Source organism: Roseateles aquatilis (genome assembly GCF_002205645.1).
GTDB lineage: Bacteria > Pseudomonadota > Gammaproteobacteria > Burkholderiales > Burkholderiaceae_C > Roseateles > Roseateles aquatilis.
Map to the genome: position 1 here is coordinate 113,779 of NZ_NIOF01000002.1, position 20,343 is coordinate 134,121.

General features: G+C 67.4%; 21 protein-coding genes and 1 tRNA gene. All 22 read left to right on the plus strand.

The features are described from left to right. Positions 1–21 precede the first annotated feature (21 nt). A complete protein-coding gene (hscA, locus tag CDN99_RS05955; protein ID WP_088383631.1) occupies positions 22–1,890 on the plus strand; it encodes a Fe-S protein assembly chaperone HscA in 1,869 nt (622 codons plus the stop codon). 102 nt (positions 1,891–1,992) lie between these two features. Beyond that, complete coding sequence (fdx, locus tag CDN99_RS05960; protein ID WP_088383633.1) at positions 1,993–2,331, plus strand: ISC system 2Fe-2S type ferredoxin; 339 nt, start codon at positions 1,993–1,995, stop codon at positions 2,329–2,331. Positions 2,332–2,447: 116 nt separating this feature from the next. After that, positions 2,448–3,506, plus strand: a complete 1,059-nt coding sequence (gene tsaD / locus CDN99_RS05965) for a tRNA (adenosine(37)-N6)-threonylcarbamoyltransferase complex transferase subunit TsaD (RefSeq protein WP_088383635.1) — start codon at positions 2,448–2,450, stop codon at positions 3,504–3,506. A gap of 29 nt (positions 3,507–3,535) precedes the next feature. Beyond that, positions 3,536–4,918, plus strand: a complete 1,383-nt coding sequence (locus CDN99_RS05970) for a branched-chain amino acid ABC transporter substrate-binding protein (protein ID WP_238139398.1) — start codon at positions 3,536–3,538, stop codon at positions 4,916–4,918. Between the two features lie 252 nt (positions 4,919–5,170). Beyond that, positions 5,171–5,440 carry a 30S ribosomal protein S15 gene (gene rpsO / locus CDN99_RS05975; protein ID WP_088383637.1) on the plus strand — a complete coding sequence of 90 codons (270 nt, stop codon included), beginning with the start codon at positions 5,171–5,173 and terminating at the stop codon, positions 5,438–5,440. A gap of 7 nt (positions 5,441–5,447) precedes the next feature. After that, positions 5,448–5,702, plus strand: coding sequence for a hypothetical protein (locus CDN99_RS28115; RefSeq protein ID WP_141100664.1), 255 nt, complete (start codon positions 5,448–5,450; stop codon positions 5,700–5,702). 9 nt (positions 5,703–5,711) lie between these two features. Beyond that, positions 5,712–7,853 carry a polyribonucleotide nucleotidyltransferase gene (gene pnp / locus CDN99_RS05980; RefSeq protein WP_088383639.1) on the plus strand — a complete coding sequence of 714 codons (2,142 nt, stop codon included), beginning with the start codon at positions 5,712–5,714 and terminating at the stop codon, positions 7,851–7,853. A 34-nt stretch (positions 7,854–7,887) separates the two neighbouring features. Then, positions 7,888–8,874, plus strand: a complete 987-nt coding sequence (locus CDN99_RS05985) for an NAD(P)H-quinone oxidoreductase (RefSeq protein ID WP_088383641.1) — start codon at positions 7,888–7,890, stop codon at positions 8,872–8,874. A 48-nt stretch (positions 8,875–8,922) separates the two neighbouring features. After that, positions 8,923–9,663: a triose-phosphate isomerase gene (tpiA, locus tag CDN99_RS05990; protein WP_088383643.1), complete on the plus strand. Its 741-nt coding sequence runs from the start codon at positions 8,923–8,925 to the stop codon at positions 9,661–9,663. Between the two features lie 34 nt (positions 9,664–9,697). Then, a complete protein-coding gene (gene secG / locus CDN99_RS05995) occupies positions 9,698–10,081 on the plus strand; it encodes a preprotein translocase subunit SecG (RefSeq protein WP_088383645.1) in 384 nt (127 codons plus the stop codon). 133 nt (positions 10,082–10,214) lie between these two features. Beyond that, positions 10,215–10,299: transfer RNA gene (locus tag CDN99_RS06000), tRNA-Leu, on the plus strand. A 288-nt stretch (positions 10,300–10,587) separates the two neighbouring features. Then, complete coding sequence (locus CDN99_RS06005) at positions 10,588–10,947, plus strand: NADH-quinone oxidoreductase subunit A (RefSeq protein WP_067067100.1); 360 nt, start codon at positions 10,588–10,590, stop codon at positions 10,945–10,947. 125 nt (positions 10,948–11,072) lie between these two features. Beyond that, the gene (locus tag CDN99_RS06010; RefSeq protein WP_067067101.1) at positions 11,073–11,549 is read left to right on the plus strand and encodes a NuoB/complex I 20 kDa subunit family protein; all 477 of its coding nucleotides are present in this window, start codon (positions 11,073–11,075) and stop codon (positions 11,547–11,549) included. 22 nt (positions 11,550–11,571) lie between these two features. Then, entirely contained in the window at positions 11,572–12,168 is a 597-nt protein-coding gene (locus tag CDN99_RS06015) for an NADH-quinone oxidoreductase subunit C (protein ID WP_088383647.1), read from the plus strand. Positions 12,169–12,171: 3 nt separating this feature from the next. Then, positions 12,172–13,428, plus strand: coding sequence for an NADH-quinone oxidoreductase subunit D (locus CDN99_RS06020; protein WP_088383649.1), 1,257 nt, complete (start codon positions 12,172–12,174; stop codon positions 13,426–13,428). Positions 13,429–13,439: 11 nt separating this feature from the next. Next, on the plus strand, positions 13,440–13,967 hold the full coding sequence (locus tag CDN99_RS06025; RefSeq protein WP_088383651.1) for an NADH-quinone oxidoreductase subunit NuoE family protein: 528 nt from the start codon (positions 13,440–13,442) through the stop codon (positions 13,965–13,967). A gap of 12 nt (positions 13,968–13,979) precedes the next feature. Further along, positions 13,980–15,353, plus strand: a complete 1,374-nt coding sequence (gene nuoF, locus CDN99_RS06030) for an NADH-quinone oxidoreductase subunit NuoF (protein WP_088383653.1) — start codon at positions 13,980–13,982, stop codon at positions 15,351–15,353. Between the two features lie 23 nt (positions 15,354–15,376). Then, the gene (nuoG, locus tag CDN99_RS06035; RefSeq protein WP_088383655.1) at positions 15,377–17,704 is read left to right on the plus strand and encodes an NADH-quinone oxidoreductase subunit NuoG; all 2,328 of its coding nucleotides are present in this window, start codon (positions 15,377–15,379) and stop codon (positions 17,702–17,704) included. A 13-nt stretch (positions 17,705–17,717) separates the two neighbouring features. Continuing rightward, on the plus strand, positions 17,718–18,812 hold the full coding sequence (gene nuoH, locus CDN99_RS06040) for an NADH-quinone oxidoreductase subunit NuoH (protein ID WP_088383657.1): 1,095 nt from the start codon (positions 17,718–17,720) through the stop codon (positions 18,810–18,812). Positions 18,813–18,818: 6 nt separating this feature from the next. Then, complete coding sequence (gene nuoI, locus CDN99_RS06045; RefSeq protein ID WP_088383659.1) at positions 18,819–19,316, plus strand: NADH-quinone oxidoreductase subunit NuoI; 498 nt, start codon at positions 18,819–18,821, stop codon at positions 19,314–19,316. 76 nt (positions 19,317–19,392) lie between these two features. Continuing rightward, positions 19,393–20,031 carry an NADH-quinone oxidoreductase subunit J gene (locus CDN99_RS06050; protein ID WP_088383661.1) on the plus strand — a complete coding sequence of 213 codons (639 nt, stop codon included), beginning with the start codon at positions 19,393–19,395 and terminating at the stop codon, positions 20,029–20,031. Continuing rightward, positions 20,031–20,342 (plus strand): NADH-quinone oxidoreductase subunit NuoK, encoded by a 312-nt coding sequence (gene nuoK, locus CDN99_RS06055; RefSeq protein ID WP_088384400.1) that lies wholly within the window; start codon positions 20,031–20,033, stop codon positions 20,340–20,342. The genes CDN99_RS06050 and nuoK overlap by 1 nt, the downstream gene beginning before the upstream one ends. Position 20,343: the final 1 nt, after the last annotated feature.

The window sequence follows — 20,343 nt, forward strand, 5'->3', positions numbered from 1 at the left end:
GCACCGACACCCCCCGACACCATGGCCCTGCTGCAGATCTCCGAACCCGGCGCCTCGCCTGATCCCCATCAGCGCCGCATTGCCGTGGGCATCGACCTGGGCACCACGCATTCGCTGGTCGCCGCGGTCCGCCACGGCATCGCCGAATGCCTGCCGGACGAGCAGGGCCGCGTGATCCTGCCGTCGGCGGTGCGGGTGATGCCCGAGGGCCGCCGCCAGTTCGGCTACGACGCGCTGGCCGCGCAGGCCGAGGATCCGGAGAACACCATCGTTTCGGTGAAGCGCTTCATGGGTCGCCGCGTCGCCGACATCGCGGGCCGCGAGAAGCTGCCCTACCGCTTCGAGGACACGCCCGGCATGCTCAGCCTGGCCACGCGCGAGGGGCCGAAGTCGCCGGTGGAGATCTCCGCCGAGATCCTGGCGACGCTGCGCCAGCGCGCCGAGGACACCTTCAACGACGACCTGTTCGGCGCCGTCATCACGGTGCCGGCCTACTTCGACGACGCCCAGCGCCAGGCGACCAAGGATGCCGCGCAACTGGCCGGCCTGAACGTGCTGCGCCTGATCAACGAGCCGACCGCCGCCGCCATCGCCTACGGCCTGGACAACGGCAGCGAGGGGCTCTACGCCGTCTACGACCTGGGCGGCGGCACCTTCGACATCTCGCTGCTGCGCCTGACGAAGGGCGTCTTCGAGGTCGTGGCGACCGGCGGTGACGCGCAGCTCGGTGGTGACGACTTCGACGGCCTGCTGGCCGACTGGGCGTTGCAGCAGGCCGGCCTGAACATCGACAGCGCGGCGGACAAGCGCCGCGTGCTGGTCGCCGCGCGCCAGGCCAAGGAAGCCTTGACGGACAACGCCAGCGTCACGCTGAGCGCCGCGCTGGACGGCGGCACGTTGAGCGTCGTGGTCACACGCGAGCAATTCGACGCGCTGGCCCAGCCGCTGGTGGCCAAGACGCTGCTGGCGGTGCGACGCGTGCTGCGCGACGCCAAGGTCGGCGCCGACGAGGTGCAAGGCACCGTGATGGTGGGCGGCTCGACCCGCATGCCGATCGTGCGTCGCGTCGTCGGCGAGCTGTTCGGTCGCGAGGTGCTGACCAACCTGAATCCCGACGAGGTGGTGGCGCTCGGCGCCGCCGTGCAGGCCAATCAACTGGCCGGCAACAGCTCGGACGGCGAGATCCTGCTGCTGGACGTGATCCCGCTGTCCCTGGGGCTGGAGACCATGGGGGGGCTGGTCGAGCGCATCATCGAGCGCAACGCCACCATCCCCGTGGCCAAGGCGCAGGACTTCACCACCTTCAAGGACGGCCAGACCGCGCTGGCGGTCCACGTGCTGCAGGGCGAGCGCGAGTTGGTGAGCGAGTGCCGCTCGCTGGCGCGCTTCGAGCTGCGCGGCATTCCGCCGATGGTCGCTGGCGCCGCGCGCATCCGCGTGGCCTTCCAGGTCGACGCGGACGGCCTGCTGAGCGTGTCGGCGCGCGAGCTGGGCTCGGGCGTCGAAGCGACGGTGCAGGTCAAGCCCAGCTACGGCCTGTCCGACGACCAGATCGCGACCATGCTGCGCGAGGGCTTCGCCAGCGCCGAGACCGACATGGTGACCCGCAAGCTGCGCGAGGCGCGCGTCGATGCCGAGCGCATGATCCTGGCGACCCAGTCCGCGCTGCGCGCCGACGGCGACCTGCTGAGCGACGCGGAACGCGCCGACATCGCCGCGTTGCAGACCGAGTTGCTGGCCCGGGCGCAGGCCGAGGATGGACTGGCCGACCCGGACGCGATCACCGCCGCCGTCGAGGCGCTGGCCAAGGGCACCGAAGCCTTCGCCGCCGCGCGCATGAACCGCGGCATCCAGCAGGCGTTGACCGGTCGCAGCATCGACCAGATCTGACCGCCCGCCGCCACGCACGCCCGACGACGCCCCAAGACTCCACAAGACGCCACCCGCGACGCTCCCCAGCCAGCCGCCGCCGCAAGCTCCAAGGACATCCCCATGCCTGTCATCAAGATCCTTCCCCATCCCGAGTACGCGCCCGAGGGCAAGACGATCCAGGCGCCGTCCGGCACCACGATCTGCGAGGCGCTGCTGGACAACCACATCGACATCGAGCACGCCTGCGATCAGGTCTGCGCCTGCACGACCTGCCACGTGATCGTGCGCGAGGGCTTCGCCTCGCTGTCGGAGATGGAAGAGAACGAAGAGGACATGCTGGACCGCGCCTGGGGCCTGGAGCCCAACTCGCGCCTGTCCTGCCAGGCCATCCTGGCCAACACCGACGTGACGGTCGAGATCCCGAAGTACTCGATCAACCACGCCAAAGAGAACCATTGAGGCGCGGCGCCCGGCGCGCCGCCCCGCATCGATTCGAGTCGGGCCGATTCGGATCGCATCGTCCAGTCATCGAGTCAACGGCCTGTTGATCGGCCCGCTCCGGAGTTCCTGAAGTCATGCGCGTCCTCGGCATCGAATCCTCCTGCGACGAGACCGGCGTGGCGCTGGTCGACGCCTCCGGCGACGGCGTGCCGACGCTGCTGGCGCACGCGTTGCACAGCCAGATCGCCATGCATCAGGCCTACGGCGGCGTGGTGCCCGAACTGGCCTCGCGCGACCACATCCGCCGCGTGCTGCCGCTGACGCGCGAGGTGCTGGCCACGGCCGGGCTGGCGCTGTCGGACATCGACGTCGTGGCCTACACGCAGGGACCGGGCCTGGCGGGGGCGCTGCTCGTCGGCGCCGGCGTGGCCGCGTCGCTGGGCGCGGCGCTGGACCGGCCGGTGATGGGCGTGCATCACCTGGAAGGCCATCTGCTGTCGCCCTTCCTGTCGGCGGATCCGCCGGAGTTCCCGTTCGTGGCGCTGCTGGTGTCCGGCGGTCACACGCAGCTGATGCGCGTCGACGACGTCGGTGCGTACGAGCTGCTCGGCGAGACCATCGACGACGCCGCCGGCGAGGCCTTCGACAAGTCGGCCAAGCTGCTCGGCCTGCCGTATCCCGGCGGCCCGCACCTGTCCCGGCTGGCGGAGCAGGGCAACCCCGAGGCCTTCGCGCTGCCGCGCCCGCTGCTGCACAGCGGCAAGCCGGACTTCAGCTTCGCCGGCCTCAAGACGGCGGTGCTGACGCAGGTCCGCAAGCTGGAGCAGCAGCCCGGCGGCATCACCGAGCCGCAACGCGCCGACCTGGCCGCATCCACGCAGGCGGCCATCGTCGACGTGCTGATCAAGAAGTCGCTGATGGCGCTGAAGGACACCGGCCTCAAGCGGCTGGTCGTCGCGGGCGGCGTCGGCGCCAACACGCGGCTGCGCGAGCAGTTGAACGCGGCCTGCGAGAAGCGCCGGGTCCGCGTCCACTATCCCGAGCTGCACCTGTGCACCGACAACGGCGCGATGATCGCGCTCGCCGCGGCGCTGCGACTGCAGCGCGACATGGCGAAGCTGGAGCGCGGCGGCGGCTTCGAGGTCAAGCCGCGCTGGGATCTGGCGCAGTTGTCCGAACCGTCGCGGCTGTGAAGGTCCGGTCGGGCGGGGCGGTGGCCGCGATGGCTGCCGCGATCGGCGTTGCCGCCGTCATGGGGGCGTCGATGGCCTGGGCGGCGCAGGCCGCTTCCTCATTCGCGGGAAGGGCAACAGCAGCGGCAACTGCCGCCACGGACCCAGTCCAGGCCACGGCCAAGGCCGTGGCAACGCCGGTGTCGTTGGCGAAGCCCGCCCCGACGGCGGGCGCGCCGATCCGGCTCGCGCTGATCGAGGGACTCTCCGGTCCGCTGGGCAACGGTGGCGAGGCGGTGTTCCGCAACCTCGTCTGGGCCACCGAGCGCGTCAACGCGCGCGGTGGCGTGAAGCTGCCCGGCGGCGCGCGGCCGCTGGAGATCGTGCGCTTCGACAGCAAGGGCTCCGTCGAGGAATCCCTGTCGCTGCTGCGTGGCGCCACCGACCAGGGCATCCGCGTCGTCCTGCAAGGCAACAGCTCGGCGGTGGCCGGCGCGCTGATCGCGGCGCTCGACAAGCACAACGCGCGGGAGCCGGGGCGTCGCGCGCTGTTCCTCAACTACGCCGCCGTCGATCCGGTGCTGACCGGAGCGCAGTGCAGCTTCTGGCACTTCCGTTTCGACGCCCACACCGACATGCGGCTGGCCGCGCTGGTCGAGGTGATCGCGCAGGACCGCCAGCTCAAGCGCCTTTACCTGATCGGCCAGGACTACAGCTTCGGCCAGCACCTGCGCGAGCAGGCGCGCGCGATGCTCGCGCGGCGGCGGCCGGACCTGCAGGTCGTCGGCGACGAGCTGCATCCGCTCGGCCGGGTGAAGGACTTCATGCCGTACGCGTCGAAGATCCGCGCCAGCGGCGCCCAGGCGGTGCTGACCGGCAACTGGGGCAACGACCTGACGCTGCTGATCAAGTCGGCCCGGGACCTGGGGCTGGACACGCGCTTCTACACCTTCTACGGCAACGCGCTGGGTGTGCCGGGCGTGCTCGGCGAGGCCGGCGTCGACCGCGTGCTGGCGGTGGCGGAATGGCATCCCAACGTCGGCACGGCCGATTCGGAGCGCTTCTACGCCGCCTTCCGCCAGCGCTTCCCCAGGCCGGAGCACGACTACCTGCATGCGCGCATGCAGTTGATGGTCGAGATGCTCGTCGCCGCGATGGAGAAGGCCGGCGGCGACGACCCGAAGGCGGTCGCCCTGGCGCTGGAGGGATTGAGGCTGGACGCTCGTCCGCTCGGCGTCGCGCACGAGGGCTGGATGCGCCCGGCCGATCATCAGCTGCAGCAGCCGCTGTATGTCAGCGTCATGCGCCGCGCCGGCGAGGCGGGCGTCGCGCATGACAACGAGGGGTCGGGCTACGGCTTCCGCACCTTGCGCTACCTGGACCCGGCCCGGGCGGAGCAGCCGTCGACCTGCCGGATGGCGCGGCCGGGCTGACCCGCCTCCCAAGGGCGCGACGCAGGCTCTGCCTGACGGCGGGGCAGGGCGTCCCTCGATCGTGGCGTTCGATTCCTGTATACTCCACCAGTTCTTCCGCTCGCACTTCCATGTGGGCGGGGAACTTCAAGCACGGCACGGGTCGGTTTCACCTGTGTCCGCAAGTCCACCTCGGAAACCGTCTGCGCAATCGCTGCCTTCATTGGCCATGCCGGCGGACCTTCCGAATCATTCCGGAACAAGGAACGCATCATGTCCAACTTCGACCAAAACAAGGCGGAGATCGTCAAGGCCAACGCCCGCAGCGCCAACGACACGGGATCCCCCGAAGTCCAGGTCGCCCTGCTGACCGCGCGCATCAACGAACTGACCCCCCACTTCAAGCTGCACGCCAAGGACCACCACGGCCGTCGCGGTCTGCTGAAGATGGTCAACGCGCGCAAGAGCCTGCTGGCCTACCTGAAGAAGAAGGATGCCGAGCGTTACACCGCCCTGATCCAGAAGCTGGGTCTGCGCAAGTAATCGGCGCATGAAAGCAAAGAGCCTGTCTGGTCTGATTCCAACAGGCTCTTTGTCGTTTCTGCACGGCCCGGTGTCATGCGATGCCGGGTCGATGTCACCGGCGGAATCGCTGGTGGGACAAGTACAACGGAGTCGGGCTGACGTGGCGCTGCTGTGTCATTCCAGGGCGCTTGCCGGCGAGGCAGGCGCGCTGGAATGGCATCCCGCCAAACCCAGCTTCACTCCCGGTTCCGGGCCGCACCGCAAGCGGCCGAACAACTGAGGGGATGCCATGAGCATGTTCAACAAGGTCGTCAAGAGCTTCCAATGGGGTCAGCATCAGGTCACGATGGAGACCGGCGAGATCGCCCGTCAAGCCAGCGGTGCCGTGCTGGTCAACATCGAGGACACCGTGGTGCTGGCCACCGTGGTCGCCAAGTCCGCGCCCAAGGCCGGCCAGGACTTCTTCCCGCTGACCGTCGACTACATCGAGAAGACCTACGCCGCCGGCAAGATCCCCGGCAGCTTCTTCAAGCGTGAAGGCCGTCCGAGCGAGCTCGAGACCCTGACCTCGCGCCTGATCGACCGCCCGATCCGCCCGCTGTTCCCGGAAGGCTTCTTCAACGAAGTCCAGGTCGTCATCCACACGCTGTCGCTGAACCCTGAAGTCCAGGCCGACATCGCCGCGATGATCGCCACCAGCGCCGCGCTGGCCATCTCGGGCATCCCGTTCAGCGGCCCGATCGGCGCCGCCCGCGTCGGTTACGTCAACGGCGAGTACGTGCTCAACCCGGGCAAGACGCAACTGCTCGACTCCAAGCTGGACCTGATCGTCGCCGGCACCGAAGCCGCCGTGCTGATGGTCGAGTCCGAAGCCGACCAACTCAGCGAAGACATCATGCTGGGCGGCGTGGTCTACGGCCACGACCAGGGCAAGATCGCCATCGCCGCGATCAACGAGCTGGTCCGCGAAGCCGGCAAGCCGGCCTGGGACTGGGTCGCCCCGGCCAAGGACGAGCCCTTCATCGCCAAGGTCACCGGCCTGGCCGAGGAAGCGCTGCGCGCCGCCTACCAGATCCGTTCCAAGCAAGCCCGCACGCAAGCCTGCCGTGACGCCTACGGCCAGGTGAAGGCCGCGCTGACGGCGGACGGCGTCGAGTTCGACGGCGTCGAAGTCGACGGTCTGCTGTTCGAGATCGAAGCCCGCATCGTCCGCAGCCAGATCCTGGCCGGCGAGCCGCGCATCGACGGTCGCGACACCCGCACCGTGCGCCCGATCGAGATCCGCAACAGCGTGCTGCCGCGCGCCCACGGCTCGTCGCTGTTCACGCGTGGCGAGACGCAGGCGCTGGTCGCCGCGACGCTGGGCACCGACCGTGACGCGCAGACCATCGACGCGCTGGCCGGCGAGTACTCCGAGCGCTTCATGCTGCACTACAACATGCCCCCGTTCGCCACCGGCGAAACCGGCCGCGTGGGTAGCCCCAAGCGCCGCGAGATCGGCCACGGCCGCCTGGCCAAGCGCGCGCTGGTCGCCGTGATGCCGAGCAAGGAAGACTTCCCGTACTCGGTGCGCGTGGTCTCCGAGATCACCGAATCCAACGGCTCGTCCTCGATGGCCTCGGTCTGCGGCGGCTGCCTGTCGCTGCTGGACGCCGGCGTGCCGCTGAAGGCGCACGTCGCCGGCATCGCCATGGGCCTGATCAAGGACGCCAACCGCTTCGCCGTGCTGACCGACATCCTGGGCGACGAGGACCACCTCGGCGACATGGACTTCAAGGTCGCGGGCACGACCACCGGCATCACCGCCCTGCAGATGGACATCAAGATCCAGGGCATCACCAAGGAAATCATGCAGGTCGCCCTGGCGCAAGCCAAGGAAGCCCGCCTGCACATCCTGGAAGTGATGGTCGGCGCGCAGGGCACGGCCAACGCCGAGATCTCGCAGTTCGCGCCGCGTCTGTACACGATGAAGATCAATCCGGAAAAGATCCGCGACGTGATCGGCAAGGGCGGCGCGACCATCCGCGCGCTGACCGAAGAGACCGGCACGCAGATCGACATCGGTGAAGACGGCACGATCACCATCGCGTCCACCGACGGCGCGAAGGCCGAGATCGCCAAGAAGCGCATCGCGGAAATCACCGCCGAGGCGGAAATCGGCAAGGTCTACGAAGGCCCGGTCACCAAGATCCTGGACTTCGGTGCCCTGGTCAACATCCTGCCCGGCAAGGACGGCCTGCTGCACATCAGCCAGATCGCGCACCAGCGCGTCGAGAAGGTCACCGACTTCCTGAGCGAAGGCCAGATCGTCAAGGTCAAGGTGCTCGAGACCGATGAGAAGGGCCGCATCAAGCTGTCGATGAAGGCGCTGCTGGATCGTGACGCGCCGGCTCCGGCCCCGCGTGGCGAGAGCGAAGGCTCGGCCGAGTAATCGGCGGTCCACGGGTCTCTGGAAGGCAGTCGCCATGAAGGCCATCGCCATCACGCAGCCTGGCGGACCGGAGGTCCTGCGGCTGATCGAGCGTCCCGACCCCGTCGCCGGGGTCGGTGAGTGCCTGATCCGCGTGCGGGCCTACGGCATCAATCGTCCGGATGTGCTGCAGCGCAAGGGCGCCTATCCGCCGCCGGCCGGGGCCAGCGATCTTCCAGGTCTGGAAGTCGCGGGCGAGGTCGTGGGCGGCGACGCGCAGGCCCTCGCGGCCGTCGGCCTGAAGGTCGGCGACGCGGTCTGCGCGCTGGTGCCCGGCGGCGGTTATGCCGAGCTTTGCGTCGCGCCGGTGGCCCAGTGCCTGCCGGTGCCGCGCGGCTGGCGCATGGCCGAGGCGGCGAGCCTGCCCGAGACCTTCTTCACCGTCTGGAGCAACGTCTTCGAGCGCGCCCGCCTGCAGCCCGGCGAAAGCCTGCTGGTGCACGGCGGCAGCAGCGGCATCGGCGTGACGGCGATCCAGCTGGCGAAGGCGCTGGGCTCGACGGTGCTGGTCACCGTTGGCAACGCGGACAAGGCGAAGGCTTGCGTGGCGCTGGGCGCCAGCGTCGCGATCAACTATCGCGAGCAGGACTTCGTCGCCGAGGTCAAGGCCGCGACGAATGGTCGCGGCGTCGACGTCATCCTCGACATGGTGGCCGGCGACTATGTCGCCCGCAATATTCAATGCCTGGCCGACGACGGTCGCGCCGTGATCATCGCGGTGCAGGGCGGCGTGAAGGCGGAGTTCGACGCGGGGCAGTTGCTGCGCCGTCGTCTGACGATCTCCGGCTCCACGCTGCGGCCGCGGTCGGTCGAGTTCAAGGCCGGCATTGCCCGCGCGCTGCGCGAGCGGGTCTGGCCGCTGCTCGAGTCGCGCGCAATCGAGCCGGTGATCTACAAGCAGTTGCCGGCGGCCGATGCCGCGGCGGCGCATGCGCTGATGGAATCGGGCGAGCACGTCGGCAAGATCGTGCTGAGCTGGTGATCCGCCAGCGCGGACACGAGAGTTTTCGGAATCAAGGGAGTTGATCTGATGCGCAAGAACCTGGTGGTCGGCAATTGGAAGATGCATGGCACCCGTGCATCCAATGCCGTGCTGCTGGCCGGTCTGAAAGACGCGGGCCCCTGGAACGCCCAGGTGGCCGTGTGCGTGCCGTTCCCGTACATCGCGGAAACGGCGCTCGCGCTGACCGGACAGCTGGTGGCCTATGGCGCGCAGGATTGCTCGTCGCACGAGCAGGGCGCATACACCGGCGAGGTGTCGTCGGCGATGCTGTCGGACCTGGGCTGCCGCTACGTGATCGTCGGCCACTCGGAGCGCCGCGCCTATCACGCCGAAAGCGACCAGTTGGTCGCCGACAAGGCCAAGGCCGCGCTGGCGCACGGCGTCACGCCGATCGTGTGTGTCGGCGAGACGCTCGCCGAGCGCGAGGCGGGTCGCACCGAGGAAGTCGTCAAGCGCCAACTGGCCGCGGTCGTGCACACGCTGACGCACTGCATCGGCGAGATCGTGCTGGCCTACGAGCCGGTCTGGGCGATCGGCACTGGCCTGACGGCGACGCCGGAGCAGGCGCAGCACGTGCATGCGCTGCTGCGCCAGCAACTGCGCGCCGCCACGCAGAAGGCGGACCAGATGCAGATCCTCTACGGTGGCAGCGTCAAGCCTGACAATGCCGCCCAACTGTTTGCGCAGCCTGACATCGACGGCGGCCTCATTGGAGGCGCCGCGCTGAAGGCGGCCGATTTCGCGGCGATCTGCCGCGCCGCCGGTTGATGTCCGGCGATCAAGGTTCCTGGAGAAAATAGCAATGCAAGTGATGATGAATCTGGTGTTGGTGCTGCAACTGGTCGCGGCGCTGACGATGATCGGGCTGGTGCTGGTGCAGCACGGCAAGGGTGCCGACATGGGCGCGTCCTTCGGCAGCGGCGCGTCGGGTAGCCTGTTCGGCGCGACCGGCAGCGCCAACTTCCTGTCGCGCAGCACCGCGGTCGCGGCGACGATCTTCTTCATCGCCACGCTGGCGCTGGCCTACATGGGCAGCCATCGCGAGGGCGGCATCGGATCGGGTCCGTCGGCGGGCGAGCAACTGCTCGAACGCGCGGCCTCGCCGGGTGCTTCGGCGGCCTCCGCGGCGGCACTGCCGGGCGCGTCGATCGCTCCCGCCGCGCCTGCCTCGGCCGCGTCGAACTAACATAGCTGGGCGGCTTGCGTAAGCTCCTCGACAAAAACGCATCAGTTCTCTATTGAGCTTCTGAAAGCTGTATAGAATTCGAGGCTGTCTTAAACGCGAGCCGTCAAGACAAGGTCACTGAGCAGGTGACAAAGCCGACGTGGTGAAATTGGTAGACACGCTATCTTGAGGGGGTAGTGGCGAAAGCTGTGCGAGTTCGAGTCTCGCCGTCGGCACCAAAATAAATCGGCCTGCCATGGTCTTCGCGATCTAGCCGGAAAGCCGGATCGATGATGATCGAGCAGGACGAAGGCCTCGGGAAAAATAGTCCACGTCATAGGCGTGTGCGAATATCCGGGGGCCAAGGCGGGCGCGGTCCGTGAGCGATTGGATAATCGCTGGCGGCGCGCCCGTTGCTTTTGCCGAATCGTTGGTCGGCCGCGGCCAATCATCGGCGACACGTTGGGAATTGGATTTGTCGGGCGAAAACGGCAATCTCCAAGCCCGGCATCAAACGAGAGCAAGTCGTGAGCCTGGAACAGTACCTCCCCGTCATCCTTTTCATCCTGGTCGGTTGCGGTGTGGGTATCGCCCCGCAAGTGCTCGGCTTCCTGGCCGGCCCGCGTCGCCCTGACGCGGCAAAGAACTCCCCCTACGAATGCGGCTTCGAGGCCTTCGAGGACGCGCGCATGAAGTTCGACGTGCGCTACTACCTCGTCGCGATCCTCTTCATCCTGTTCGACCTGGAAATCGCCTTCCTGTTCCCGTGGGCCGTCTCGCTGCGCGAGATCGGGCCGGCCGGCTTCTGGGCGATGATGATTTTCCTGGGCATCCTGGTCGTGGGCTTCGCCTACGAGTGGAAGAAGGGCGCCCTGGACTGGGAATGACAGGCCCCGGCGGTCTGTGAACGCATCAGGACACGGCGCCCGTTTCGGGCGCGTGTCCGTTAGGGAAGGGCGCTGGCGCAGGCGCGTGGCCCTTGCCCGCTGATCTCGAAAGATGGGAATTCGATATGGGTAACGAAGGCGTATTGAAGGAAGGCTTCATGACCACCCAGCTGGACAAGCTGGTGAACTGGTCCAAGACCGGTTCGTTGTGGCCGATGACCTTCGGTCTCGCCTGCTGTGCGGTCGAGATGATGCATGCGGGCGCGGCCCGCTACGACATCGACCGCTTCGGCATGCTGTTCCGCCCCAGCCCGCGTCAGTCCGACCTCATGATCGTGGCCGGCACGCTGTGCAACAAGATGGCGCCGGCGCTGCGCAAGGTCTACGACCAGATGGCCGAGCCGCGCTGGGTGCTCTCGATGGGCTCCTGCGCGAACGGTGGCGGCTACTACCACTACAGCTATTCGGTCGTGCGGGGCTGCGACCGCATCGTCCCGGTCGACGTCTATGTCCCGGGCTGTCCGCCGACCGCCGAGGCGCTGCTCTACGGCATCCTGCAACTGCAGGCCAAGATCCGCCGCGAAAACACCATCGCGCGCTAAGCAGAGTCCAGGCAAGCACCCCATGAGCATCAAACTCGACACCCTGCAGGCGGCGCTGGAGTCCGTCCTGGGCGGCCAGATCGTCGCGCTCAAGCGCGAGCTGGGCGAAATCACGATCACCGTCGCGGCGAAGGACTACTTCAACGTCGCCAAGATCCTGCGCGATCACTCGGAGCTGCGCTTCGAGCAACTGATCGATCTGTGCGGTCTCGACTACTCGGCCTACAAGGACGGCGCCCATGACGGCGCGCGTTTCGCCGTCGTGTCGCACCTGCTGTCGATCAACAAGAACTGGCGCCTGCGCCTGAAGGTGTTCGCGACCGACGACGACTTCCCGTCGGTGGCCGCCGTGACGCCGCTGTGGAACGCGGCCAACTGGTTCGAGCGCGAGGCGTTCGACCTGTACGGCATCATCTTCGAGGGCCATGAGGACCTGCGCCGCATCCTGACCGATTACGGCTTCATCGGCCATCCGATGCGCAAGGACTTCCCGGTGTCGGGCCATGTCGAGATGCGCTACGACCCCGAGCAGAAGCGCGTCATCTACCAGCCGGTGACGATCGAACCGCGCGAGATCACCCCGCGTGTGATCCGCGAAGACAACTACGGCGGGCTGTAAACCATGGCCGAAATCAAGAACTACACCCTGAACTTCGGGCCGCAGCATCCGGCCGCGCACGGCGTGCTGCGCCTGGTGCTGGAGCTGGACGGCGAAGTCATCCAGCGCGCCGACCCCCACATCGGCCTGCTGCACCGCGGCACCGAGAAGCTGGCCGAGTCCAAGACCTTCATCCAGTCGCTGCCCTACATGGACCGCCTGGACTACGTGTCCATGATGGCCAACGAGCATGCGTACTGCCTGGCCATCGAGAAGATGCTGGGCATCGAGGTGCCCGAGCGCGCGCAGTACATCCGCGTGATGTTCTCCGAGCTGACCCGCATCCTGAACCACCTGCTGTGGCTGGGCGCGCACGGGCTGGACTGCGGCGCGATGAACATCCTGATCTACTGCTTCCGCGAGCGGGAAGACATCTTCGACATGTACGAAGCGGTCTCCGGCGCGCGCATGCACGCGGCCTACTTCCGTCCGGGCGGCGTCTACCGCGACCTGCCGGACGCGATGCCGCAGTACAAGGTCAGCAAGATCAAGAACCAGAAGGCGATCGACAAGCTCAACGAGAACCGCCAGGGCTCGCTGCTCGATTTCATCGACGACTTCTGCAAGCGCTTCCCCAAGAACGTCGACGACTACGAGACGCTGCTGACCGACAACCGGATCTGGAAGCAGCGCACCGTGGGCATCGGCGTGGTGTCGCCCGAGCGCGCGCTGAACCTGGGCCTGACCGGCCCGATGCTGCGCGGCTCCGGCATCGCGTGGGACCTGCGCAAGACGCAGCCCTACGACGTGTACTCGAAGATGGACTTCGACATCCCCGTCGGCACCAACGGCGACACCTACGACCGCTACGTCGTGCGCGTCGAGGAAATGCGCCAGGCCTGCCGCATCGTCGAGCAGTGCGTGGCCTGGCTGCGCGCGAATCCCGCCGGCGCGGTCATCACGGACAACCACAAGGTGGCTCCGCCGTCGCGCGTCGCGATGAAGACCAGCATGGAAGAGCTGATCCACCACTTCAAGCTGTTCACCGAAGGTTTCCGCGTCCCCGAGGGCGAGGCCTATGCCGCGGTGGAGCACCCGAAGGGCGAGTTCGGCATCTACCTGGTCAGCGACGGCGCCAACAAGCCGTACCGCCTGAAGATCCGCGCGCCGGGCTACTCGCATCTGGCCGCGCTGGACGAGATGGCCCGCGGACACATGATTGCCGACGCCGTGGCCGTGATCGGCACGATGGACATCGTGTTCGGTGAAATTGACCGTTGAGTGGTGAAGCGATGAGCAGCACTGAATTTGTCTTGAGCGAGGCCACCCGGGCCCGCTTCGCCCGCGAGGTCGCCAAGTACCCGGCCGAGCAGGCGCAGTCGGCCGTGATGGCCTGCCTGTCCATCGTCCAGCAGGAGCAGGGCTTCGTGTCCCGCGACGCGGAGGATGCGATTGCCGTCTACCTCGGCATGCCGGCGATCGCCGTCTACGAGGTCACGACCTTCTACAACATGTACAACCAGCGCAAGCTGGGCCTGTTCAAGCTGAACGTCTGCACCAACCTGCCGTGCCAGCTGCGCGACGGCCAGAAGGCGCTGGACCACCTGTGCTCGAAGCTGGGCGTGGAAGAGGGCGGCACGACCGCCGACGGCCTGTTCACCGTGCAGAAGAGCGAGTGCCTGGGCGCCTGCGCCGACTCGCCGGTGATGCTGGTCAACGACCGCCAGATGGTGAGCTTCATGAGCAACCAGCGGATGGACGAACTGGTGGACGCGCTGAGGGCGCACCACGCCACGACCAACGCCGCCGGCAAGAACTGAGGGAACGCGACGATGAACATCGATCTCTCCAAGTGGCAGGCGACCGGCGTCGAGACCTGCTTCCACGACCGCAACATCACCCCGCAGATCTACGCGGGACTCGATGGCAAGAACTGGTCGCTGAAGGACTACGAGGCGCGCGGCGGCTATCAGGCGCTGCGCAAGATCCTGGCCAGCGACGGCGGTGAAGGCCTGACCCCCGACCAGGTCATCGCCGAGGTGAAGGCGTCCGCGCTGCGCGGCCGCGGCGGCGCCGGGTTCCCGACCGGCCTGAAGTGGAGCTTCATGCCCCGCCAATTCCCGGGGCCGAAGTACCTGGTCTGCAACTCGGACGAAGGCGAGCCGGGCACCTGCAAGGACCGCGACATCCTGATGTTCAACCCGCACATCGTCATCGAAGGCATGGCGATCGCGGCGTACGCCATGGGCATCCGCACTGGCTACAACTACATCCACGGCGAGATCTTCGAGGTGTACGAACGCTTCGAGGCCGCGCTGGAGGAAGCGCGCGCCGCCGGCCTGCTGGGCGACAACATCCTGGGCAGCAACTTCAGCTTCCAGCTGCACGGCCATCACGGCTTCGGCGCCTACATCTGCGGCGAGGAAACCGCGCTGCTGGAATCGCTCGAGGGCAAGAAGGGCCAGCCGCGCTTCAAGCCGCCGTTCCCGGCCTCGTTCGGCCTGTACGGCAAGCCCACGACGATCAACAACACCGAGACCTTCGCGGCGGTGCCCTGGATCATCCGCAACGGCGGCCAGGCCTACCTGGAGATCGGCAAGCCCAACAACGGCGGCACCAAGATCTTCTCGATCTCCGGCGACGTCGAGCGCCCGGGCAACTACGAGATCCCGCTGGGTACGTCGTTCGAGAAGCTGCTGGAGCTCGCCGGCGGCGTACGCGGCGGCCGCAAGCTCAAGGCGGTCATCCCCGGCGGCTCGTCCGCCCCGGTGCTGCCGGCCGACGTGATGATGCAGTGCACGATGGACTATGACTCCATCGCCAAGAACGGCTCGATGCTGGGCTCGGGCGCGGTCATCGTGATGGACGAGACCCGCTGCATGGTGACCAGCCTGCTGCGCCTGTCCTACTTCTACGCGCACGAGTCCTGCGGCCAGTGCACGCCGTGCCGCGAAGGCACCGGCTGGATGCACCGCGTGATCGAGCGCATCGCCCACGGCAAGGGCCGTGTCGAGGACATCGACCTGCTGAACTCCGTGGCCGACAACATCCAGGGCCGCACCATCTGCGCCCTGGGCGACGCCGCGGCGATGCCGGTGCGCGCGATGCTCAAGCACTTCAAGCACGAGTTCATCGCCATGATCGAACAGGCGCAGCAGAACAAATCGCAGGCTTCGCAGGCGCCCAAGTCGCCGGCGCTGGTCTGATCCGGAGCCGCTGAGAACAAGCTATGGTTGAAATCGAACTCGACGGCCAGAAGGTCGAAGTGCCCGAAGGCAGCATGGTGATGCATGCCGCCGAGAAGGCCGGCACCTACATCCCGCACTTCTGCTATCACAAGAAGCTGAGCATCGCGGCCAACTGCCGCATGTGCCTGGTGGACGTGGAGAAGGCGCCCAAGCCGCTGCCCGCCTGCGCCACACCGGTGACGCAGGGCATGATCGTCCGCACCAAGAGCGAGAAAGCCATCAAGGCCCAGCAGGGCGTGATGGAGTTCCTGCTGATCAATCACCCGCTGGACTGCCCCATCTGCGACCAGGGCGGCGAATGCCAGCTGCAGGATCTGGCCGTCGGCTACGGCGCCGGCCAATCGCGCTACTCGGAAGAGAAGCGCGTGGTGTTCCACAAGAACGTCGGCCCGCTGATCTCGATGGAAGAGATGAGCCGCTGCATCCACTGCACGCGCTGCGTCCGCTTCGGCCAGGAGATCGCCGGCCAGATGGAGCTGGGCATGGCCCACCGCGGCGAGCACAGCGAGATCCAGACCTTCGTCGGCCGCACCGTGGACTCGGAGCTGTCGGGCAACATGATCGACATCTGCCCGGTCGGCGCGTTGACCAGCAAGCCCTTCCGCTACAGCGCCCGTACCTGGGAGCTGTCGCGCCGCAAGAGCGTCAGCCCGCACGATTCGACCGGCGCCAACCTGGTGGTCCAGGTCAAGAACAACGAAGTGCTGCGCGTCGTCCCGCTGGAGAACGAAGCCGTCAACGAGTGCTGGATCGCCGACCGCGACCGCTTCTCGTATGAGGCGCTGAACAGCGACGAGCGCCTGACCACGCCGATGCTCAAGCAGGGCGGCACGTGGAAGCCGGTGGATTGGACCACCGCGCTGGAGTACGTCGCCAATGGCCTGAAGCAGATCAAGACCGAGAAGGGTGCCGCGTCCATCGCCGCGCTGGGCTCCGAGCACAGCACCGTCGAGGAACTGCACCTGCTGGCGCAGCTGGTGCGCGGCCTGGGCAGCGAGAACGTCGACACGCAGCTGCGCGTCGTCGATCCGGCGCTGCGCGCCGCCGACGGCAAGGCCTTCTGGCTGGGCACCTCGATCGCGTCCCTGTCGCAACTGGACCGCGCCTTCGTCGTCGGCTCCTTCCTGCGCAAGGACCACCCGCTGTTCGCGCAACGCCTGCGTCAGGCCGCCCGTCAAGGCGCCCGGATCGTGGCGCTGGGCGGCACGCAGGACGATTGGCTGATGCGCGTCGCCACGCGCATCACCGCCGCCCCGTCCGCCTGGGTCGCCGAACTGGCCAACGTGGCCGCCGCGATCGCCGCTTCCAAGGGCGTAGCCGCGCCGGCGCAGGGCGAGGCGACGGATGCCGCCAAGGCCGTCGCCGAGACGCTGCTGTCCGGCGAGCGCAAGGCGGTGCTGGTCGGCAATGCCGCGATCCAGCATCCGCAGGCCGCGACGCTGCTGTCGCTGGCGAACTGGATCGGCGAGCAGACCGGCGCCAGCGTCGGCGTGCTGTCCGCCGCGGCGAACACCGTCGGCGCGCAACTGGTCAAGGCCCAGCCGGGCCAGGGCGGCCGCGGCGCGGCCCAACTGCTGAACGACCAGCCCGCCAAGGCGCTGCTGCTGCTGAACACCGACCCGGTGCTGGACGGCGCGAACGCCGCCGCGGCCCGCAAGGCGATCAACGCGGCCGAGATGGTCGTCGTCCTGAGCCCGTTCAAGAGCGGTCTGGACTACGCCGACGTGCTGCTGCCGACGGCCCCGTTCACCGAGACCTCCGGCAGCTTCGTCAACGCGGAAGGCCGTCTGCAGAGCTTCGTCGGCGTGGCCAAGGCCCGCGGCGAGACCCGTCCGGGCTGGAAGATCCTGCGCGTGCTGGGCAACCTGCTGGGCTTGCAAGGCTTCGAGTTCGACAGCTCCGAGCAGGTGCGCACCGCCGCCCTGGGCTCGACGCTGGACCTGAGCGAGCGCCTGGGCAACGCCGTCGGCGCCATGTCGGCGGCCGCGGCTCCCGCGCAAGGCCTGGAGCGTCTCACCTCGGTGCCGGTCTACGCGACCGACGCGCTGGTGCGCCGCGCCACCTCGCTGCAGCTGACGCGCGACGGCCGCGACGCGGCCGTGGCCTACCTGCCGCAGGCGCTGTGGAACGAGCTCGGCCTGGCCGAGAAGGGCGCGCAGGTGCGCGTGTCGCAGGCCGGCGGCGACGCCGTGCTGTCCGCGCAGCTGGACGCCACGCTGCCCGCGACCGTGGTGCGCATCCCCGCCGGCGTGCCCGAGACCGCGGCGCTGGGCGCCCTGACCGGCGCGATCGCTGTGACCAAGGCCTGAGGACGAGACGACGATGGAAAACCTATACAACCTCGGCGCCACGCACCTGGGCGCCGTCTGGCCGGTGATCTGGAGCCTGCTCAAGATCGTCGCCGTGATCCTGCCGCTGCTGGGTTGCGTCGCCTACCTGACCCTGTGGGAGCGCAAGGCCATCGGCTGGTCGCAGATCCGTCCGGGCCCGAACCGCGTCGGTCCCTTCGGCCTGCTGACCCCGATCGCGGACGCGGTGAAGCTGATCTTCAAGGAGATCATCGTCCCGTCGGCCGCCAACAAGAGCCTGTTCTTCCTCGGCCCGGTCATGACCATCATGCCGGCGCTGGCCGCCTGGGCGGTCGTGCCCTTCGGCCCGGGCGCCGCGGTCGCCGACGTCAACGCCGGCCTGCTGTTCCTGATGGCCATCACCTCGCTGGAGGTCTACGGCGTGATCATCGCCGGCTGGGCGTCGAACTCGAAGTACGCCTTCCTGGGCGCGCTGCGCGCCTCGGCCCAGATGGTGTCCTACGAAATCGCGATGGGCTTCGCGCTGGTCATCGTGCTGATGGTCACCGGCTCGATGAACATGACCGACATCGTGGTGAGCCAGGAGACCGGCACCTTCGCGTCGCACGGCGTGAACTTCCTGTCCTGGAACTGGCTGCCGCTGCTGCCGGTGTTCATCGTGTACTTCATCTCCGGCCTGGCCGAGACCAACCGCCACCCGTTCGACGTCGTCGAAGGCGAGTCGGAAATCGTGGCCGGCCACATGATCGAGTACTCGGGCATGTCGTTCGCGATGTTCTTCCTGGCCGAGTACGCCAACATGATCCTCGTCTCGGCCCTGGCCGTGGTGATGTTCCTGGGCGGCTGGTCCGCGCCGGTGTCCTGGAGCCTGTTCGGCATGGAGACCCCGTCGTTCATCCAGCAATCGATGGCCTTCTGGAACTGGTTCTGGCTGTTCTTCAAGACCTTCTGCGTCGTGACCTGCTTCCTGTGGGTGCGCGCCACGTTCCCGCGCTTCCGCTATGACCAGATCATGCGTCTGGGCTGGAAGATCTTCATCCCGATCACGCTGATCTGGCTGGTGATCGTGGGTCTGTGGATCCAGTCCCCGTTCAATATCTGGAAGTAATCCGAGGTGTCCGCTGTGAGCTCCATCAAGGACCTAATCAAGAGCTTCATGCTCACCGAGCTGTTCAAGGGCATGGCCCTGACCGGCCGGCATTTCCTGTCGAAAAACATCACGGTGCAGTTCCCGGAAGAGAAGACGCCGTTGTCGCCTCGCTTCCGCGGCCTGCATGCGCTGCGCCGTTATGAGAACGGCGAGGAGCGCTGCATCGCCTGCAAGCTCTGCGAGGCCGTGTGCCCGGCGATGGCCATCACCATCGAGTCCGATGTCCGCGCCGACGGCTCGCGCCGCACGACGCGCTACGACATCGACCTGACCAAGTGCATCTTCTGCGGTTTCTGCGAGGAGAGCTGCCCGGTGGACTCGATCGTCGAGACCGACATCTTCGAATACCACGGCGAAAAGCGTGGCGACCTGTACTTCACCAAGGACATGCTCCTGGCGGTGGGCGATCGCTACGAACCCCACATCGCAGCCACCAAGGAGGCCGACGCCAAGTACCGCTGACCGGTCGGCGGCGTCGCGGTCAGCGTCCCCCGCTGACCGGATGTCGCGCGCCGGCGGCCTGCTTGCAGGAACCCGCATGGATATCACCACCGCGCTGTTTTACGTTTTCTCTTTCGTGCTGCTGGGCTCCGCGCTGCGAGTCATCACGGCACGCTCCACGGTCCACTCGGCCTTGTTCCTGATCCTGGCCTTCTTCAACGCGTCCTGCCTGTGGATGCTGCTGAAGGCCGAGTTCCTGGCCATCACCCTGGTGCTGGTCTACATCGGCGCCGTCATGGTGCTGTTCCTGTTCGTGGTCATGATGCTGGACTTCGAGTCCACGCAGGTCCGTGACAACATCTGGAAGCACATGCCGCTGGCCGGCCTGGTCGGCGCGCTGATCGCGCTGGAGATGGCCGCGGTGCTGATGGGCGGCTTCCGCCTGACCGACGCGCCGGTGCCCGACGCCGCCGCGCTCAAGCTGGGCAACGCCAAGCTGCTGGGCATCGCGCTGTACACCAACTACCTGTTCCCGCTGCAGATCGCGGCGGTGCTGCTGCTGGTGGCGATCATCGCGGCGATCGCGCTGACGCTGCGGGGCCGCAAGGACTCGCGTCACCAGGATCCGTCGCAACAGGTCAAGGTCAAGAAGGCCGATCGCCTGAAGATCGTCAAGGTCGCACCGACCGTGGAACAACCGGCCGCGCCGGTCGAGAAGAACGAAGGGGCCGCATGATGGGTGCTCTGACTCTGAGCCATTTCCTGACGCTGGGCGCGATCCTGTTCGCGTTGTCGGTGATCGGCATCTTCCTGAACCGCAAGAACCTGATCGTGCTGCTGATGGCCATCGAGCTGATGCTGCTGGCGGTCAACCTGAACTTCGTGGCCTTCTCCCACTATCTGGGCGACATGGCCGGCCAGGTGTTCGTGTTCTTCATCCTCACCGTGGCGGCCGCCGAGTCCGCCATCGGCCTGGCCATCCTCGTCGTGCTGTTCCGCAATCGCAGCAGCATCAACGTGGAAGAGCTGGACGCCCTGAAGGGCTGAC